Source organism: Pseudomonas sp. UBA3149 (assembly GCF_002364655.1).
GTDB classification, from domain to species: domain Bacteria; phylum Pseudomonadota; class Gammaproteobacteria; order Pseudomonadales; family Pseudomonadaceae; genus Chryseomonas; species Chryseomonas luteola.
Map to the genome: position 1 here is coordinate 1 of NZ_DEYV01000002.1, position 17,008 is coordinate 17,008.

A 17,008-nucleotide genomic window follows, 5' to 3' on the forward strand; every position below is an offset into this window, starting at 1 on the left:
GGGTTGCAGGCGCTCCCAGATAATGGGGAAGCGGAAGGTCTTGATACCCCTGGCGCTCCACTGCTGGAAGTAGGATTCCACTGGAAAAATATAGTTGGTGCCGTTGATACCTGGCAGCACTTGAGGCGCGAAACCTGCGCCGGACAGGTTCAGACTAACCAGATCGACCGGTTCGGCTTGGGCCGCTGCACTGCCAAAAGCCAGGGCAGCGATGAAGGGAAGACTTTTTAAAAAACGCTTGGAGAAACGAACGGACATACTGATATTCACCATACTGCAAGTAGTCAGGTAAAGGCGTCTTCTATCCGTATCCGTGAGGCCAGAACTTGAAAAATAAATGTTTCGGTCGTGTGGGTTACGACTGAAGCGCTTCCGGGCATGCAGTACCTAATACAACTAGTGTGCCAAGACATGCTCAAGTGAGACGTGGCAAACTCATTATTTTTTGGGTTCGCTAAGTATTTGCCTGCTAAAGAGTTTTCAATATCTATCGGCTAGCTATTCTTCGTGGCAGCGTGGCGCACCAAAGAAAAAGAGCTGGCTGGTCAGTCAAATAATTGAGGCCATATATTTGACATTTTCCTCGCCGGCCTATACCTGACGCCTGAAAACCGTCTTATGAATTGATCGGTAACTCCTGCCGGTTAGCAGCGGTCCAACCTGCAGACAAGAGGTTTTTTGCTCCCTTAGAGATCTGCTCATGGTAGATCCGCTTACGCCAGATATTGGTGTTGAATAGATCATCTTGATGTCACTGTCGCGTCAGAGAACCATGTGATGAATAAATCCTTAATGGGTTATCTGGTTAAGCTCCTGTCTGTTCCAGAGCACCACCCAGGGTTACTAAAGGCCCAATACGTTGCGTTAGCCCGGCAGTTACCACTCATGTATTTCGTACTGTTGGTCAACTCGTGGGTCTTGGCTATCACTCACGTTGCGGCTGCGCCCTACTGGCTGACTCTTCTTGTGCCGACACTTCTGACAGTTATATGTGGAATACGGGCCATAAACTGGTGGCGCGTCAAAGCCATCCCCCCAACCGAAGCTATCGTAGCGACGCTCAGGCGAACGAACCGGCTAGCACCTTTGATCGCTGGAGGGTTCACGCTCTGGTCGTTGGCTCTGTATCCCTATGGTGATGCCTACAGCCAGGCACATGTTGCCTTCTTCATGGGTATTACCGTAATTGTCTGTATCTTTTGTCTGATGCATCTGCGCTCCTCAGCGCTCATCGTGACGGCAGTGGTGGATCTTGCTTTCATCATTTTTTTTGCAGCGACCGGTAATCCTACCTTTATTGCCACCTCCATAAACATTCTGCTCGTATCCATAGCCATGTTGGTGGTGCTGCAAAACCATTACCGGGATTTCACCAACCTGATTGATGTTCAGGAAAAGACTGAAGAGCTAAGCAATGAAAACCTGCGCCTGGCCAATAAGGATAGTCTGACCGGACTACCTAATCGCCGTCAGTTTTTCAACACGCTTGAGAGTGCGTTAGCCGAGGCAACCCGTAAGCGGAGATCCCTTGCAGTAGGCATTATCGATCTTGATGGGTTTAAGCCGGTTAATGATCTGTATGGCCACAGCACAGGCGACAGGCTTCTGGCGATGGTTGCACAACGGCTTCAAGGCTTAGCCAGCGAGACGGTACATATTGCGCGTTTGGGAGGGGATGAGTTTGCGGCAGTGATTAATGATCCGCTAAGCAATGAGGAGTTAGACACGTTTGGTCAGAGGGTCTGTCAGGCATTACGCGCCGAGTTCATGCTGGCCGATGTGTCTATCCAGATAGGGGCAACGGTTGGTATCGCCACCTTTCCACGAATGGCTGGTAGCGCAATTCAGTTATACGAGTTTGCAGACTATGCGCTGTATCAAGGCAAGCGCCATAGCCCTGGCACGGTATGCCTCTTTTCAGAGAGCCACTATGAAGAGCTGCACTCTGCAGTTGAGGTGGAGCAGGCGTTACGGAGAGCTAATTTCGACCTTGAGATATACGTGCTGTTTCAGCCGATTATCGACTGGTCCACTCGCACGACCGTAGCCTTTGAAGCATTGGCCAGATGGCAAAGTCCAGAACTCGGTTTTGTGCCGCCCAACCGGTTCATTCCAGTTGCTGAGCGCACTGGCTTGATCAACCGTTTGACCCTGGCGCTGTTAAACCAGGCATTGCATAAGGCATGTTCATGGCCTGGTGAGATACGCTTGTCATTCAACCTGTCAGCCCATGACTGTGGAACCTGTGAGAGTGTCCAGCGCATCATAGATGTAATTAAGGGAAGCGGTTTTAATCCATCCAGACTTGATCTGGAAATTACTGAAACGGCAATCGTGCAGGATGTCGTTCAAATGAAGCAGGCCATTGAGCAGTTTCGCAGATTGGGTTGCGGGATCTCTATGGACGACTTCGGTACAGGCTATTCGAGCCTGAGCCAGCTTCATGCGCTTCCCTTTACGAAGCTGAAGATTGATCGTAGCTTTGTGACCAATATCCAGGACAATCCTGCGGGTTACAAAATAGTGAAATCTCTGATTGGCCTAAGCCAGGATATGCAGCTGGATTGCATTATCGAAGGTGTCGAGACACAAGAGGAGATGGCGGTGCTTGCCGATCTAGGAGGAACCCTGGTGCAGGGCTATCTATTCAGCCGCCCGATTTCTTTTGAAGACTCATTAGAGTGGTTGAAAAAAGAGGCAGCCTAAAAGCACATTCAACCGTAAGGGATGGTCCTTTGAGGCTAGCGCAAGGCGCGACAATTTCAGTAAATGCAAACCCACAAGGCAGCGCTGGCTAATACGGGCTACTGAGATAGATAAAGGAATCTGAGTTTTGTCAGCAGTAATTTGGTTTGTCTGACTACAGTCAGCTAACTGCGGCAGGACAAGCCCCGGCTCCAGTTAGTGAGGTAATCGAGAGTGGTTTTGCCGCGACTTAACAACCTCGTCTCCAAGCGAGCTGCTTACCTTGCAGATAATCGCTTCACGCGCAGCAGCATGAGCATAAATGCAGGCTAGGCTGCGAGCAGAGCTCCTTAGTGCTGAAGCAGCGTAAGCAGGTTTGAGGTGACCGAGTTGGTGACACGTGTTGGTCAGCACAAACATATCTACGAAGTTCTTGACCTCGCACGTTGCAGCGGGGTTAGCTGGAAGATACGGCTGAATGGTTTACCTGGCTTCGCCAGGAGATTTAACTTCTCGGTGCATACACTTCAGCTCCAGCTCTTTTCCCAGTCTGGGCCTTTTGGCTCGCGCCACTCAGCGCAGGTTGTACTCGCCATCCCTATATTTTGGTTTCAGCACCTCTTTCCCTTCGAAGCAGCCACTGACAGTTATGATGGTGCCAGTAAGTAAAAGCGTTCCTTCTACTCTGTTCGTGATCAATCTATTAGCAGCCCTTTAATGGGGTGATTCTATGTCTGCAGAACAGTCAGCCTGAAGGAAACGTAAAAACGAACCTGTGCCACATCCATGAAGGCTGGCTAATAAGTGGTGACATAAGAGCTCCTGCTTGCAGCTAAGGACCAAGCCAAGAGAAATCCGTCCAGACGTGTCTGCATGGGTAGGGGTGGTTTTTGCGGCTGCTAGTATTGTGGTGGCTGTGACCCAGGCTATGGACCTGCTAATAATAGCGGCACTGGTTGAAGCGTGCCTTATAAAGCCAGTGGCGTGGTGTCCATGCTGTGGCCTCGATTAGGAATAGCCGTTCTCCCCGTCCTTTACAGGGCAAGGAGGACGGTAATTTACCGTCAATAGTCAACCCATGCGCCGTCCTGATCTGCAGACTGTACGCAGCGCTCAACCCAACGCACTCCCTCGACGCCAGCATGGATGTCTGGGTAACGAAGCGCCTTTAATAGCGTGCTATCGCTACGGTCCGTCGCGTCCATGGCCAGGGCGAAGCGGTAGTAGAGATTGGCCCACGCCTCGAAGAGCCCCTCGGGGTGGCCTGCGCCGATGCGGTCGTCGATCAGGGCGTTGGCGTGGAGGTAGGTCATGCCGCGCTCCAGCACTTGAGCTGGTTGACCCTGAATTTCGAATGAAAGCTGGTTAGGACGTTCATCCCACCATTCAAGACTGGCCCTGGAGCCGATCACGCGGACCTTCTGACCATGCATGGAACCTGCGTTTACAGCACTGGACCAGACCATGCCCATGGCGCCACTGTCATATTCCATGAGGGTATAGGCATTGTCCTCCAGCGGGGCACGGCTCTTGACGAAACTCTGGCGCGAGCACATCAAGCGCTTGATCTTCAGGTCAGGCAACATAACTTCTGAAATATACAGTGGATGTGTACCTATATCGCCTAGCACGTAGCTAGGGCCCGCTATGCGCGGGTCCATACGCCATAGGGCGGCCCCGTTTTGTGACTCTACGGAGTCACTGTGAAAACCGTGGGCAAATTGCATGTGTACCATCCGAATTTCGCCCAGTTCGCCTTGGGCAATCATTTGGCGGGCCTGCTCGATCAGTTGATGGCCGGCGTAACCATAGGTCACGCCTACGATTCTGTTTTTCGCCAAAGCTACTTCACGCAATGTTTCAGCTTCCGCCACTGTAAAGCACAGGGGCTTTTCGCAGATTACGTGCAAGCCTGCCTCCAGAGCCGCCTTGGTAATAGTGTAATGCGTGCCATTGGGTGTGGCGATGGATACCGCCTGAATACTATCTGGTCGCTGGGCCTCCTGTTCAAACAGACTGAGGTAGTCCGGGTAACAGCGTTCAGGATCGACACCTAGTGTTATGCCAAATTCGAGGCCGCGTTCAGGATTGATATCGAATGCTCCAGCTACCAAGGCAAAGTTCTGATCACGCAAGGCGGCCGAACGATGAATATAACCGATCTGGCTATCACGACCGCCTCCTACCATGGCCCAGCGGATGGGGTGGGGAATACGCTTGCTGCCATTAATCATTGTTATTGTCCTTTAGCAGAGTGGGTTAGAAACCGATCGTAGAGAGATAGCTGCGGCTGGCCGCAACATCGTGCAGGGTACCCTTGGCGTTGCGTGGGTCGCGCTCCTGTTCGACGGTGATGTAGCCCTGATAACCCAGTGTTTGAATGAGTTCGTATAGGGCGGGGTAGTTGATGACGCCGCGTCCAATTGGGCACATGACGCCTTTGGCACAGGCATCAAAGAAGCTAATGCGTTCATCCATGACCTGATCGAATATCGCCTGATCGATATCTTTGAAATGCAGGTAGTCAAGGCGACTTCCGTACTGGCGGAGCGTCGCTACCGGGTCCATGCCGGCGTAATACAAATGGCCTGTATCCAGGCACAAACCCGCAACATCGTCGGGAATATCTTCCACCAGCTGCGCCAACTCATCGGCGAACTCGATATAGCCACCGGCGTGCGGGTGAATCACCGTTCGCACGCCATATTCCTTCCAGCTGAGGTCGGCTATGGTACGGATGTGACTCATCATGTGCTGCCAGTCCTGCTGGGGAAGACGCGGAGCTTGGTCAGAATGGCCAGCGTTATAGTCGCGTTCTTCATGTCCCCAGTCGATTACAACCAGATAGGGCATACGGAAACGTTGGCCGGGCTCCTGCTCGATAACGGGTAGGTGCGTAAGTAAGGAGCAAATAGTGTGCGTCTGCTCTAGAAGATTTGACAGGTTTCGAGGGTCAACAAGGTTATCGAAGATAGTTCCGGCAACCACATGCAGATCATGTGCGGTCAGAACATCACTAACTGTGTGAACGTCTAGCGGAAGATATCCATAAGGACCTAGTTCAATCCCGCGGTAACCGGCCTGCGAGGCTTCGTGCAGTACATGCTGCCAAGGGGGAAGAAAAGGATTGTTGACGTCATCAACACCCCAACAGCAAGGGGCAGTGGATATTTTTATGGCCATGTTGCGCTCCGAGGCTTGTTGTTATGACGGGGCTGTAGCACGTGATCGAAAGGCTAGAAGGCCTAGAAAAGTAAAGCTAGAGAAGGGATGGCGTTATCTGTCAAAACCTTTCAAACAGGTAAAGTAGACTTTCATTTCCTGGCAGAAACGCACGCATGCCATTTAGGAAGGCATTGAAGTCTTTCTGGTGGACTTAACTATCGAAAAGAGAACGCATAAGTCTTAAGAGAGCTATGCTACAAACAGCGTGTAAGCCAATCCATTTGTAACGGAGTAGCCTGCAGCGCAGGGCCTCTTTGCTAGTAGCAGGTGCTATAGTCGCGACGGAACCTATCAAAACCTGTCAAACAAGCGGCTTAGGTAATCCACGCATGTCAGAACCTTCTAGTGTCTCGTCGCGTCGCCCTACTATGGAAGATGTAGCCCGTCTGGCAGGGGTCAGCCTGTCAACAGTGGACCGGGTCATCAATCTGAGAGCCAGAGTGCGTGCAGACACAGCGCGGCGTATCGCCGATGCCGCATCTCAACTGGGTTTTCATGCACGGGGCATTATCGAACAGCATCTGGCAGGGCAGCGGCCCATCGTGCGGCTGGGCTTTCTGCTTATGAAGCAGGGCGTGGCGTTTTACCAAGGGTTAGCCGAAGCGCTGGCCGAGGCAGCCGCCACCACGCTTAAGGCACAGGTAAGGGTTGTGATTACCTATCTGGATGACTTCGACCCTTCTACCACGGCGCAGCGGATTCTAGCGTTGCGTGGTCAGGTAGATGCACTAGGTGTCGTTGCAGCTGATCACCGTGAGGTATGCGAAGCGGTGGCCTCCTCGCGCGCAGAGGGTATGCCTGTAATCGCTCTAGTGTCTGATCTGGCAGCTTCTGCGGGTGCAGGTTATATAGGGCTGGATAGCCGCCGGGCGGGACGTACAGCCGGCTGGTTCATTACCCAGCTGGCTCGCCAGCCAGGGGCGGTGGCGCTATTGATCGGCACTCAGCGCTTCCAGTGTCAGGAGCTGTGTGAAATGAGCTTTCGAAGTTATTTGAGCGAGCGGGCCGGGGAGTGGGAGCTTCTGGTGCCCAGGCTTACGCTGGAAGATGAAATGTTCGCTTATGAGAACACCTTGGATTTATTAAGAGGCCAGCCTGATCTGGCAGGGCTGTACGTGGCGGGAGGAGGGATAGAAGGGGTACTGCGTGCGCTCAGGGAGGTACGCGAGCGGCAAGGACGCTTACCCGTAGTGGTCTGTCATGATCTGACGCCTCTTACCCAGGCTGCCTTGAAGGATGGTCTCGTTCAGGCGGTATTGTCGCATCCGCTCGGCGTCATGGCGCAGGATGCTGTGCATGAATTGGTAAAGGCGGCTCTTGCTGCACCGGAGCAACTGCCAATGAGGCGAAATTCGCTTGCGCCGTATATCAGTACACCCGAAAGTGTGTAATCACTCCTTAGATTAATAATTTCGTGGAGGGCCGAACATCTTGTGAGAAGACAGCCACACACGGGATGAGCATCGGTCGCGTAACTACATACGCTCGGAAGCTGGTTCATGATACGGCTTGATCTCCACACTACAGGTATAATACTGTAAATGCATACAGTATTGAGCTATGCGGATGGCTAAGAAAACCACGTCCTCTCTACCTCCCCCAAACCCTATGATTTACTTGCTATGCGTCTTCAGCGGGTTATCAACAGTCCAGCCGCACAGCGCGCAAAAACAGCCCTGCTTGAGCGGCTCGAAAGCGATCCGGATGAGGTGTGGGAGCAGATCATGGCGGAGCTTGAGGAAACCGATAACGTAACCTTGGCTTTTCGTGATGATGGGAACGTCCAGATTTTTTGGACCGTTCCGCAGGAGGGCTGATCTGAAGCCCTCTCGGTTTCTCTGCGGCTCGATTCAAAGTGATCACCTATGTATAAACATCACCTAGCTGCGCACCGTCCATGATTGATCCAGCCGTGGGTGTAGTTCTGGTTTATCAGCTAGTGCCACATAGCTCAGCCGGGATCAGCCGTAACTCGCTCCGAGCCGGTCGGCACCTGCTGACTGCTCGGGCTGGAATAGCCCCATGGAATATTCGTCACGTTGCTTAAGGCTTGTCAGGAGGATTTCAAACTTGGCGTAAGCATAGCCCATCCTGATAGATGTGCTTCAGTCCGTGCAGGGCGTACTGGATCAGCACGCGCGTGTCATCGATGGAGTAGGGCAGGTTCAAAATGGCCCCTTTCGAGTAACGGTACTCTGGCGGGCCGTGCATGCCGGTCTGCTTAGGATCTGGCAAAGTAACTGTTGCGCCCTGAGCCTTCCCGCAGCCCAAGCTGTGCAGCTGGCCAATGACACGGCCAGGGCGCAACAGTTCTACTGGCGCTGGTCGAACGCGCAGCTAATATCTCTCATCATTCAAGTTGTAAGCAGGCTCGCTCAATGCAGCCAACGCCGGACTATTGGTTAGTAGACTAATGTCTTGTATGAGCTTGTGCATTATAATTTCACGCTGGAGACAGTTAGCCAGATCCCGTAAGCGCATCATGTGGTCGTGTTTTAATGTTCTGGCATGAGTATCAATAATGCAGAGCGTGCCGATAGGTAGATAACCTGGCATATACAAGGGACAACCTGCATAAAACCGAATGTAGGGGTCTCCGGTGACCAAGGGATTATCGGCGAAACGCAAGTCGGCTTTGGTATCAGGGATATAAAGAACTGACTTTTCTAAAATTGCGTGGCCACAAAATGAAATTTCGCGAGACGTTTCACTGACTCCAAGTCCAGCGCACCCTAAGAACCACTGCCGATTTACATCTACCAGCGACACCGCTGCGATAGGTACATCGCACAAGGCCTTGGCAAGCCGAACAAACCGCTCAAAACGCTCATCCTTTTGACTATCGAGCAGGCCAAGTGAATGAAGCGCCTCTAGGCGTTCCTTTTCAGCTGGGTGAAGTTGAGGAGTTTTCATAATTTTTATATCCGAGGGCTTGCCTGTTGTGTCTAAGGATTTGGGTCGTAAAAGTGGCATAGCAGTCTGACCTTACGAAGCCAGTTAGATACAGCCAAGAAAGGCGCAACTAACCAAGGTACTGATTTAACGAAAATGGATAAGCTCGATGTAATCAATATAAAGTGTGATAGATATCACATTATTACAGGCGTGCTTTAAATCTACCCCTGGCTTCTCAAAGGTAAAAAACGACTGATGAATAGCTGTTTGACGCTGTCACCGCTGTTATCCAGGTATTTGGAGCCAGTGAACTGTTCGAATTCAGGTGTGAGCAAACTGTGTGGCTTGTAGGCCTCTGTCTGAAAAAGATTTTCTCAAGCAATCCGTAAGCAAGCCAGAGAAATCATGGCCTAGAAGCTGCTGGTGAGCTTCTCGAAACGGGTGACTGTTCGACAATGCTTCTTAAGCCAGTTAAAGAGCTGCTCGATAGCATTACGCTTACGATAGGCGGGTTGGTCAAAGAGTCTGGGCAGGCCTGTCCTGGGGCGGCGATGCAGCTGACGTAGGGGGAGGATGGGTCAGCTCTAGAGGCTTTCATCAAGGCTCCCGGGCGCGTCAGCCAGATTTTCTGAGTCCTTATCTGCGTCACGTCCTGAATACCATTGGCTTATTCGATGTGCACTTTATTATCTCGAGGGGCTGGCATCGGGTGCTGACACTGCACGTGAAGCCTTGACCAGCGCGCGCCAGCAGCTAGCTCGGGAGCCTTTGTTTCACACGTTAGCGTCATCGCCAATTGAAAATTAACTCGATCTATAGTTCATGGCAGGAGAGTTTCATGAGCCAGATGCGTCTTCCTTTCGCTACCTTATCGCCAGCCGCCTATGAAGGTTTACTGACTACCAATAATGCCCTGGTCAAGGGTTCACTTGGCATTTCGCTGGTGGAGCTTGTCTATTTACGTGTTTCACAGATTAACGGCTGCGCCTATTGCCTAGGTAAACATGCCAAAGCGCTACGTGAAGCAGGCATGGCTCAGGCCAAGCTTGATTGCCTGGCCGGGTGGCGTATCAGCGAGCACTTTGATGTGCGGGAAAAGGCCGCCCTTGCCTGGGCAGAGATCCTTACCCATGTCTCCAGCCAAGGTGCGCCCGATGCTGTATACCAGCCGCTGAAAGAACATTTTAGCGATGCGCAAATTTCCGATCTAACCTTTGCCATTTCGCTGATGAATGCGTTCAACCGACTGGCGGTAGGGATGCAGCTCTAGCAGAAGCACTTGATAATGTGTTGGGCTTAACTGTGCAACATTTCGGCGAGCGGTGTTTAAGGCAAAACAAGCAGGACGGTGACTGAAAGCGAGCCATTTGCTTGCGTGTGGCGTCGGCCATCAGATGGCCGACGCTGCTGATGATCAGTCCAGATCCGACGCGTTGTGCCGCTCGGGTACTTGGTCTGTCTCTTCACCCCATGTGCGATTGACCTTACGTCCGCGAATCACGGCGGGGCGTTTGGCAATGTCAGCTGCCCAGCGCTGTACATGAGTGTAGTCCTGCACCGAGAGAAACTCGGCGGCATTGTATAGACCACCCTGTACAAGAACGCCGTACCAGGGCCAAATGGCCATGTCGGCAATGGTGTACTCATCGCCTGCAATATAACGACGTTCGGCCAGCTGCCGATCCAGCACGTCGAGCTGGCGCTTGGTTTCCATGGCGTAACGGTTGATGGGATATTCGAGCTTTTCTGGAGCATAGGCATAAAAATGCCCGAAGCCGCCGCCTACGAAAGGGGCCGAACCCATTTGCCAGAACAGCCAGTTCAGGGTTTCGGTGCGTGCCAGTGTGTCGGTTGGTAGAAAGGCACCGAACTTTTCGGCCAGATAGACAAGAATGGAGCCCGATTCGAATACTCGAACAGGCGCGTCACCGCTGTGATCGGCGAGAGCAGGGATTTTTGAATTAGGGTTGACCTCGACAAAGCCGCTGGAGAACTGGTCGCCCTCGCCAATCTTGATCAGCCAGGCATCGTATTCGGCGCCGGTATGGCCCAAGGCAAGCAACTCCTCCAGCATGATGGTGACTTTTACGCCGTTTGGCGTAGCCAGCGAATACAACTGCAGGGGGTGCTTACCAACCGGAAGAGCCTTTTCATGTGTTGGCCCGGCTACGGGGCGATTGATATTGGCAAAGGTACCACCTGAGGCAGTGGTAGGTTTCCAGATCTTGGGTGGGACGTAAGTGGTATCACTCATGACAGTTTCCTTGGCCGGAGCTAATAAAGTGCGGTCGTCAAATGTGATGATGGGACCGCCTGACCAGCAGTACGTTTCCAGTTGCGCCAGGCTATAGGCTAGCGAAAGAGCAGAGGCACTCGGCATGGCTGGAAATCAACGCCCTGACTGAGGGACAGCCGCGGGTATGACTGCATCAGACTGACTCAACCGCTTTAAAGCGTTTCAACCGAGTATGACAGAACAGTAGCTTTATGATGAAACCGTATCTGCTCTTTCATGATGCAGTAATCGAGCATAAGTCAACGAAGATCAGGATACCTGCCCATCGGTACTGGATACAACGAATAGACTCGGTATTCGCTTAGGATCATGTATATCGATGTTTAAGGGCATATCTTTTAAGAGCGTATATTCAATCGGTATAAAATATATAAAGGCTACTGCTTGATATATTCTTGATTTAATAGAATGGCGGCTTTAGTCAACTATTTATACAGGTATGCCGTTGTAATGATTAAACTTGGTTGTGCTATAGCGAGACTTGGACCTACTTTGGATAGGTAAGGTGACTAGACTATAAAAGTCTCACCGTAATCTACTGAAATTGACCAGTTGAGCGTCAGGTTGACAGAGAATTATAGTCGCCTACGCTCCATAGATACCGTCTGAAACGGCACTCCTGAGGCATTTGTACAAGGAGAGGGGATGAGATCTTTTATACGGCGACTAGCGGTAACGCTGGGCATACTCGTTACGCTTGTAGGTTCACCATTGATTCAAGCGGACCCATCTAGTAAAAGTTCTAAACGGGGCATTGCATATGATCTAACCTCTGGAAATGATATGAGTGCGTTATCCTCGGGCATAAGTTGGTGGTACAACTGGAGCCCCCGTCCTAGTGATGCCGTAAGTGCTTATAACTATGCGGACGTATATAAAATGGATTTCATTCCCATGGTATGGAATGAAAACTTTAATGAGGGAGAGTTGCAGATGTATCTGACAGCTCATCCCACTATACGTTATCTGCTTGTGATCAACGAACCCAATCTGGTTGATCAAGCTAATTTGACGCCCCAGGCAGCAGCCGCCCTGTGGCCTCGCCTCGAGGCTATCTCCCGCAACACGGGCGTCAAGCTGGTGGGTCCGGCAATGAATTGGGGCACTCTTTCAGGCTATTCAGACCCGGTTGCGTGGCTCGACGCCTTTTTTGCTGCGTACAGTTCGGCCCACGCGGGTCGAGATCCGCAAATCGATTATCTGGCATTTCATTGGTACGACTATGGGCTGCCTGGAATGCTTGATCGCCTTGCCCGCTATGGTCGGCCGTTCTGGGTTACTGAATTTGCGAATTGGCATTCCTTGCCTGACGGAGCGCAGATCGACTCCGTAGAAAAACAGAAGCAGCAGATGACCGAAATGATCTCGCTGTTAGAATCCCGTTCCGATGTATTTCGTTATGCCTGGTTTTCCGGTCGAGTCGATAATGATGTGCATCACTCGAGTCTCCTGGCCAATGACGGCACGCTGACGGAGCTGGGCCGACACTATATATCGCTTCCATTCAATCAGGGCGCCCAGTAAATATCGTCTTTATAGCCGTTATAACAATGTGTGGACAGGCCGCTTCGACGTTTGCTCGTCCTGTAAGCAGCTAGCTTAGTAAGAGAGCTGCTGCGGTTTATTCTGAGCAACTCCTTAAGTAGGTGCCAGATTGAATGAGGTGACTGACGCAGGGGCCGGACTTGAGAGATAACTATCTTTCAACGTAATAGAAGGTATCTCGGCAAACAATTTTTTGAGTGTCAGGTTGCCTCCTACCATAGTGCTCATACCCACCTGAGCACTCAGCCATGACTCTCTCATCTCTCTTTCATAACGCCAGCATGGGCGCCTTGCTGTCCGGACTGATCCTGTTGTCAGGCTGTGCCACTTCCCAGACGGCTTATCTGCAGGACGGAACAGCTGGATACGCCGTGGAGTGCAACGGCTTGTTAGGCCATTGGTCGTCCTGCCATTCGGAAGCGGCGCTACTGTGTGGAGATGAGAGTTATCGTGTGATTAGCCGCAACCGTCTGGATGGCATCACAGAAGAAGAGGCGGAAACCCTTTCCTCCCGCGAAGCGTATCGTGAGCGCAGCATGCTCGTTCAATGTAATGGTCATCAGATTTCCTGGCGTGTAGGCCTGCTGCCACACAGATCATTCCTGGAGCGCTCCTCTTGAGACCTGATGGCTATTCAAAGCGGCTTTGGTAGAGGAAAGGGTTCGCCTGCCTCATGCGGAGGGAGTCTGGAGAGATGGGTCTAGCGCGACTGAACGGTGCGCTATCAATACCTGCAAACGTCAGGCGTTCATCAGTTCGCCTACCCGGGCAGCAAGCATGTCGATTGCAAAAGGTTTGGTCAGTATCTGCATGCCAGGATCACGGTGGCCGTTACCAATAGCTGCGTTTTCGGCGTATCCCGTGATAAACAGGGTTTTCAGCGTGGGACGAACTCCTCGCCCTGCATCGGTAATTGCTGACACAGATAGGGGAGTATTAATTGAATGAATATGAGCATGGCCGTTTTGCTTATGGTCATGCTCAGTGGTAGTGACTTGAGCGTCCGCTTGGACGAATAGCTTATTGAATGACGCGTGCACTATTGCCAGTTCCTGTCTGGGTCAGCGTCGTGTTACTGCCCGCAAAGTGCCGTAACTGTTCCACGTGGGCATCATTAAATGTCCCGGTTTGAGACACGACTGTGTGGCTGGCACCTTCGTACGAGGCCTGGTTTATGAAGGCAGTATTGAAATCGCCCTCTTGGTCCAGCCTTATCGAGCCGTTATATTGCCCGCTTTGCTGGATATCGGCAGCATTACCATTGCCAATCATAGTGCCGGTAATGGTCTCAGATATGGTGGCTTGATCAACATGAACGGTATTGGCATTGCCAATCACATCGTAGTCGATACTGCTTTGTTCGGCACCTTGCTCGATAGTGACGTTGTTGTCATCGCCTTGAGTATCGCTACGTATTGTGGACCCGTATCCATAAATATATTTAGCTGAAGGTATGAGGAGCTGGTTATTAGCGCCTACTTGTGATGCAGTTAAACGATTGTCAGAGCGGATGTTTTGGATATTGGCCCGGTTGTTATCGCCACTCTGAAGCAGGTCGACCTGACTATAGTAGAACTGCTGTGCCACAACTACGGCTTGATTGCCGTCGCCTTGTAATTGCCGAAGAGTGACAGTGCTATCTGAGCCTTGCTGATAAACAGTGGCTTGGCTGTTGGTTGCCGTTTGTTCGATTGATGCAGAAAGATAATCCCCTTCCTGAGTAAGTTCTGCTGTATTCATTTCCGCTAAAGCACTAAGGCTGACTGAAAACAGGGCAGTGACGACAAGTGGTTTATGGCCAAACATAGCGCGCTCCATCCTTTCCATGACAGTTGACCGGGACGAACTGAATTCTGATTCTCTGCCTGTAGCCAGGATCAGGCTATCGCTCTAAAGGGTGGAAACGATGCGGTTTACTGGTTTAAAGAATTAGCTCTAGGCCTTAATGCAAATGTTTCAATAGCACTTGTGCTGACCGTGAGTGACCATGACGTTCCAAAATCAGGTTTCGACATGACAATAGCCGCAAGACTCGCATGACCAGTCTGTAACAGGCAGGTCGATTGTTTGGCATCTTCTATCTCCCAGGCCATTTTCAGATTGCTGCCCGTGCGCGCTCACCATCGATTCGCTGAAGGCGTAGTAATGGCTCATGGCCGTGTCAACGGCTGTACGATCAAGCTGACACCCTCATGCAAAAAGGGCGGCATCCAGAGACAAGTAATCCTGGCGGCTGCGCCTCACAGTAGAAGGCATCTGTAGGCACATCGTCCTGCAGCGCAGCAGTTAATGCTCAACGCCATGATGCGGAGAGGGTGACACTATGAATTCGAAAAGTGCTTCAGTGCTTGCGAACGCCAATGTTTCTACCGGAACAACAGTACCCATAAGGAAAAAGCTGGGCTTTCTCACCATGATGTCGATCTGCGTCGGTGTGGTCATCGTGCAGGGGTCGATGATTTCAGCGACGCAGGGGATTGGCTTGGGCGGGATGGGGTTCATTGCCGCCATGATCATGGCATTTACGCTTGCGCTATTCAATGCCATGACGTTCTCCGAATTGTCCCTGATGTATCCTCAGGCCGGGACGTTGGCTACGTACACGCAAAAGGCGATTGGTCATTTTCCCGCTATCGTGGCGGTATTTGCTGGTTATGTCGTGGTCGCAATGCTGGCACTGCCTGTGGAGATGTTTCTGGTAGATGCTATTGTCGGTCAATTGCTGCCTGGCCTGTTTCCGCTCAAGGTAGTGCCTATCGCCATTCTGATCATTCTGACAGTTACCAATCTGGTGGGGGCCGATGTGTTTGCTCGGGTGCAGAACATGCTGGCCTTTATTTTGGTAGGCGCTCTGGTCCTGATTGGCTTGTCTGCCGTAACGGGGTTTGTGGCACCGCACCCGGATATTACGGAAACCGGAGTGGATTGGAGCTTTGTCTCTATCCGGGATGGAAGCTTTCTGGGATTAGTCGCGCTGGCCATGTGGTTGATGGTAGGCGTCGAATTCATCTGTCCCATGATTGCAGAAGTCCATCGACCTGAACGCAATATTCCTCGTGCAATGTTCCTGTCGCTGCTGGTAATGCTGGCGATCTTTCTGACCTTTGCCATCGGTGCGTCCTACTATCTCGGCGTGGAGACATTGACTACTTCACCGCTGCCTTATCTTGACTATGCGAATGCGGTATTTGGCAAGGCAGGTCTGCTGATTGCGACAGTCATGGCTTGTGCCGCAACGTGCAGTACCATCAACACGGTTCTTGCCGCGGTTGCACGTATGCTGCAGGGGATGGCTGAGAACGGCCAGGTTTTTCCGCAGTTCAAGTGTGTGAGCAAGCGCTTTGGAACGCCATGGGTGGCGATTCTTTTTCTCTCTGCAATTGTTTCCCTGCCAGTATTGCTCGGCAGCATTGAATCGCTCATCACCCTGGTCATTGCTGCCTCTACCAGTTGGTTGCTGGCTTACATGGTAGCTCATATCAATGTGATCGTTCTTCGCTGGCGCATGCCTGAGCACGCTCGCCCCTACAAGACACCGTTTTACCCATTGCCTCAATTGCTGGGCATTCTGGGGATGGGCTATGTCGCGCTCCATAATTCACCTTCGCCAGAGATAACCGAGCAGGTCTACAAGATTACCGGCGGTATTCTGCTAGTGGTCAGCCTTGTTGCGGCGTTCTGGGTAAAGGTCTACATGAAGCGCAAGCTGTTCGAGCCTGATCTTTCCTGAGCCAGCGATGTAGAAAAGGGCACGGGTGTGCCCTTTTCATCAAGCAGGCCGTTGATTCTTTCATCAACGGCTATTAACGGTCGCTAGAACATGGTGTTTTCGTTGGCAGCCTGCTCAGGGACATCCTGAATGACATCCCAATGCTCGACGATCTTGCCTTTCTCGACCTTGAATATATCTACCACCGCCTGGCCTCGATCATTCGTCCCGTTAGTGGAATGTACGTGCAGATACACCAGATCCCCTTCGGTAGCGCTGCGTACAACCTTGGCCTTTGAATTGGGATTGTCCTTGAAGAAGCCTGTGAAATAGTCCACAAAAGGTGCCTTCCCATCCGGTACTTCAGGGTTGTGCTGCCGGTAGTTATTAGCAATCACTGTGGCGGCCTCGGCTGTTTCATGACGATTGAAGAACTGATCGTAAAATGTAAGGACCAACGTCCGGTTGGCTTCTTCAGCTGTCAGGTCTCGAGGTGGCTGCGCCAACGCAATGCCACTCATGACCAGACCAAGACCCGCAACACTCAGCTTATACATAATGTTCATGGTGATGTCCTTTTGGATGGAACGCTATTGCTGCTTCGCCTGATGTCAGGTGAAGCTTGAATAACAAGACCCTTTGCTTGCCATGCG

Annotated in this window: 14 protein-coding genes and 3 pseudogenes; 7 read left to right on the forward strand and 10 right to left on the reverse strand. The window is 51.7% G+C overall.

The annotated features are described in order from the left end of the window. A pseudogene (locus tag B3729_RS00515) lies at positions 1-258 on the reverse strand (glycoside hydrolase family 5 protein); the annotation flags it as partial. Between the two features lie 519 nt (positions 259-777). On the opposite strand from B3729_RS00515, the gene B3729_RS00520 reads away from it, so the two are divergent. Next, positions 778-2,706: a putative bifunctional diguanylate cyclase/phosphodiesterase gene (locus B3729_RS00520; protein ID WP_286786733.1), complete on the forward strand. Its 1,929-nt coding sequence runs from the start codon at positions 778-780 to the stop codon at positions 2,704-2,706. A 1,043-nt stretch (positions 2,707-3,749) separates the two neighbouring features. Here B3729_RS00520 and B3729_RS00525 read toward each other — a convergent pair. Beyond that, positions 3,750-4,919 (reverse strand): Gfo/Idh/MocA family protein, encoded by a 1,170-nt coding sequence (locus tag B3729_RS00525; protein ID WP_286786734.1) that lies wholly within the window; start codon positions 4,917-4,919, stop codon positions 3,750-3,752. Positions 4,920-4,944: 25 nt separating this feature from the next. Further along, positions 4,945-5,868 carry a TIM barrel protein gene (locus tag B3729_RS00530; RefSeq protein ID WP_286786735.1) on the reverse strand — a complete coding sequence of 308 codons (924 nt, stop codon included), beginning with the start codon at positions 5,866-5,868 and terminating at the stop codon, positions 4,945-4,947. 371 nt (positions 5,869-6,239) lie between these two features. Between B3729_RS00530 and B3729_RS00535 the strand changes: the two genes are divergently transcribed. Next, entirely contained in the window at positions 6,240-7,301 is a 1,062-nt protein-coding gene (locus B3729_RS00535; RefSeq protein ID WP_286786736.1) for a LacI family DNA-binding transcriptional regulator, read from the forward strand. A 231-nt stretch (positions 7,302-7,532) separates the two neighbouring features. Beyond that, a complete protein-coding gene (locus B3729_RS00540) occupies positions 7,533-7,727 on the forward strand; it encodes a DUF1654 domain-containing protein (protein WP_286786737.1) in 195 nt (64 codons plus the stop codon). A 247-nt stretch (positions 7,728-7,974) separates the two neighbouring features. Here B3729_RS00540 and B3729_RS00545 read toward each other — a convergent pair whose 3' ends face one another. The 3 genes and pseudogenes from B3729_RS00545 to B3729_RS00555 all read right to left on the reverse strand — a co-directional run. Then, positions 7,975-8,121, reverse strand: a complete 147-nt coding sequence (locus tag B3729_RS00545; protein ID WP_286786738.1) for a hypothetical protein — start codon at positions 8,119-8,121, stop codon at positions 7,975-7,977. Between the two features lie 126 nt (positions 8,122-8,247). Next, positions 8,248-8,823, reverse strand: coding sequence for a GAF domain-containing protein (locus tag B3729_RS00550; protein ID WP_286786739.1), 576 nt, complete (start codon positions 8,821-8,823; stop codon positions 8,248-8,250). 395 nt (positions 8,824-9,218) lie between these two features. After that, a pseudogene (locus B3729_RS00555) lies at positions 9,219-9,383 on the reverse strand (IS5/IS1182 family transposase); the annotation flags it as partial. Positions 9,384-9,643: 260 nt separating this feature from the next. Here B3729_RS00555 and B3729_RS00560 point away from each other — a divergent pair. Beyond that, on the forward strand, positions 9,644-10,075 hold the full coding sequence (locus tag B3729_RS00560) for a carboxymuconolactone decarboxylase family protein (protein ID WP_286786740.1): 432 nt from the start codon (positions 9,644-9,646) through the stop codon (positions 10,073-10,075). A gap of 144 nt (positions 10,076-10,219) precedes the next feature. On the opposite strand, the gene yghU is transcribed toward B3729_RS00560, so the two are convergent. Next, positions 10,220-11,059, reverse strand: coding sequence for a glutathione-dependent disulfide-bond oxidoreductase (yghU, locus tag B3729_RS00565; protein ID WP_286786741.1), 840 nt, complete (start codon positions 11,057-11,059; stop codon positions 10,220-10,222). A gap of 687 nt (positions 11,060-11,746) precedes the next feature. On the opposite strand from yghU, the gene B3729_RS00570 reads away from it, so the two are divergent. After that, the gene (locus B3729_RS00570; RefSeq protein ID WP_286786742.1) at positions 11,747-12,625 is read left to right on the forward strand and encodes a glycoside hydrolase family protein; all 879 of its coding nucleotides are present in this window, start codon (positions 11,747-11,749) and stop codon (positions 12,623-12,625) included. A gap of 269 nt (positions 12,626-12,894) precedes the next feature. Next, a complete protein-coding gene (locus B3729_RS00575) occupies positions 12,895-13,266 on the forward strand; it encodes a hypothetical protein (RefSeq protein ID WP_010798873.1) in 372 nt (123 codons plus the stop codon). Positions 13,267-13,386: 120 nt separating this feature from the next. On the opposite strand, the pseudogene B3729_RS00580 reads toward B3729_RS00575, so the two are convergent. Together B3729_RS00580 and B3729_RS00585 are read right to left on the reverse strand one after the other, a co-directional pair. Then, a pseudogene (locus tag B3729_RS00580) lies at positions 13,387-13,560 on the reverse strand (hybrid sensor histidine kinase/response regulator); the annotation flags it as partial. Between the two features lie 106 nt (positions 13,561-13,666). Beyond that, entirely contained in the window at positions 13,667-14,452 is a 786-nt protein-coding gene (locus B3729_RS00585; RefSeq protein WP_286786743.1) for a hypothetical protein, read from the reverse strand. Positions 14,453-14,969: 517 nt separating this feature from the next. Between B3729_RS00585 and B3729_RS00590 the strand changes: the two genes are divergently transcribed. Then, positions 14,970-16,376, forward strand: a complete 1,407-nt coding sequence (locus B3729_RS00590) for an APC family permease (protein WP_286786744.1) — start codon at positions 14,970-14,972, stop codon at positions 16,374-16,376. Positions 16,377-16,459: 83 nt separating this feature from the next. On the opposite strand, the gene B3729_RS00595 is transcribed toward B3729_RS00590, so the two are convergent. Beyond that, the gene (locus tag B3729_RS00595; RefSeq protein ID WP_010798878.1) at positions 16,460-16,921 is read right to left on the reverse strand and encodes a nuclear transport factor 2 family protein; all 462 of its coding nucleotides are present in this window, start codon (positions 16,919-16,921) and stop codon (positions 16,460-16,462) included. Between the last annotated feature and the right edge of the window lie 87 nt (positions 16,922-17,008).

What these genes read in the sequence shown, in the direction of transcription:
- B3729_RS00520 (WP_286786733.1), top strand. Translation starts at nt 778, where the DNA reads ATGAATAAATCCTTAATGGGTTATCTGGTTAAGCTCCTGTCTGTTCCA.
- B3729_RS00525 (WP_286786734.1), bottom strand. Translation starts at nt 4,919, where the DNA reads ATGATTAATGGCAGCAAGCGTATTCCCCACCCCATCCGCTGGGCCATG.
- B3729_RS00530 (WP_286786735.1), bottom strand. Translation starts at nt 5,868, where the DNA reads ATGGCCATAAAAATATCCACTGCCCCTTGCTGTTGGGGTGTTGATGAC.
- B3729_RS00535 (WP_286786736.1), top strand. Translation starts at nt 6,240, where the DNA reads ATGTCAGAACCTTCTAGTGTCTCGTCGCGTCGCCCTACTATGGAAGAT.
- B3729_RS00540 (WP_286786737.1), top strand. Translation starts at nt 7,533, where the DNA reads ATGCGTCTTCAGCGGGTTATCAACAGTCCAGCCGCACAGCGCGCAAAA.
- B3729_RS00545 (WP_286786738.1), bottom strand. Translation starts at nt 8,121, where the DNA reads ATGCACGGCCCGCCAGAGTACCGTTACTCGAAAGGGGCCATTTTGAAC.
- B3729_RS00550 (WP_286786739.1), bottom strand. Translation starts at nt 8,823, where the DNA reads ATGAAAACTCCTCAACTTCACCCAGCTGAAAAGGAACGCCTAGAGGCG.
- B3729_RS00560 (WP_286786740.1), top strand. Translation starts at nt 9,644, where the DNA reads ATGAGCCAGATGCGTCTTCCTTTCGCTACCTTATCGCCAGCCGCCTAT.
- yghU (WP_286786741.1), bottom strand. Translation starts at nt 11,059, where the DNA reads ATGAGTGATACCACTTACGTCCCACCCAAGATCTGGAAACCTACCACT.
- B3729_RS00570 (WP_286786742.1), top strand. Translation starts at nt 11,747, where the DNA reads ATGAGATCTTTTATACGGCGACTAGCGGTAACGCTGGGCATACTCGTT.
- B3729_RS00575 (WP_010798873.1), top strand. Translation starts at nt 12,895, where the DNA reads ATGACTCTCTCATCTCTCTTTCATAACGCCAGCATGGGCGCCTTGCTG.
- B3729_RS00585 (WP_286786743.1), bottom strand. Translation starts at nt 14,452, where the DNA reads ATGTTTGGCCATAAACCACTTGTCGTCACTGCCCTGTTTTCAGTCAGC.
- B3729_RS00590 (WP_286786744.1), top strand. Translation starts at nt 14,970, where the DNA reads ATGAATTCGAAAAGTGCTTCAGTGCTTGCGAACGCCAATGTTTCTACC.
- B3729_RS00595 (WP_010798878.1), bottom strand. Translation starts at nt 16,921, where the DNA reads ATGAACATTATGTATAAGCTGAGTGTTGCGGGTCTTGGTCTGGTCATG.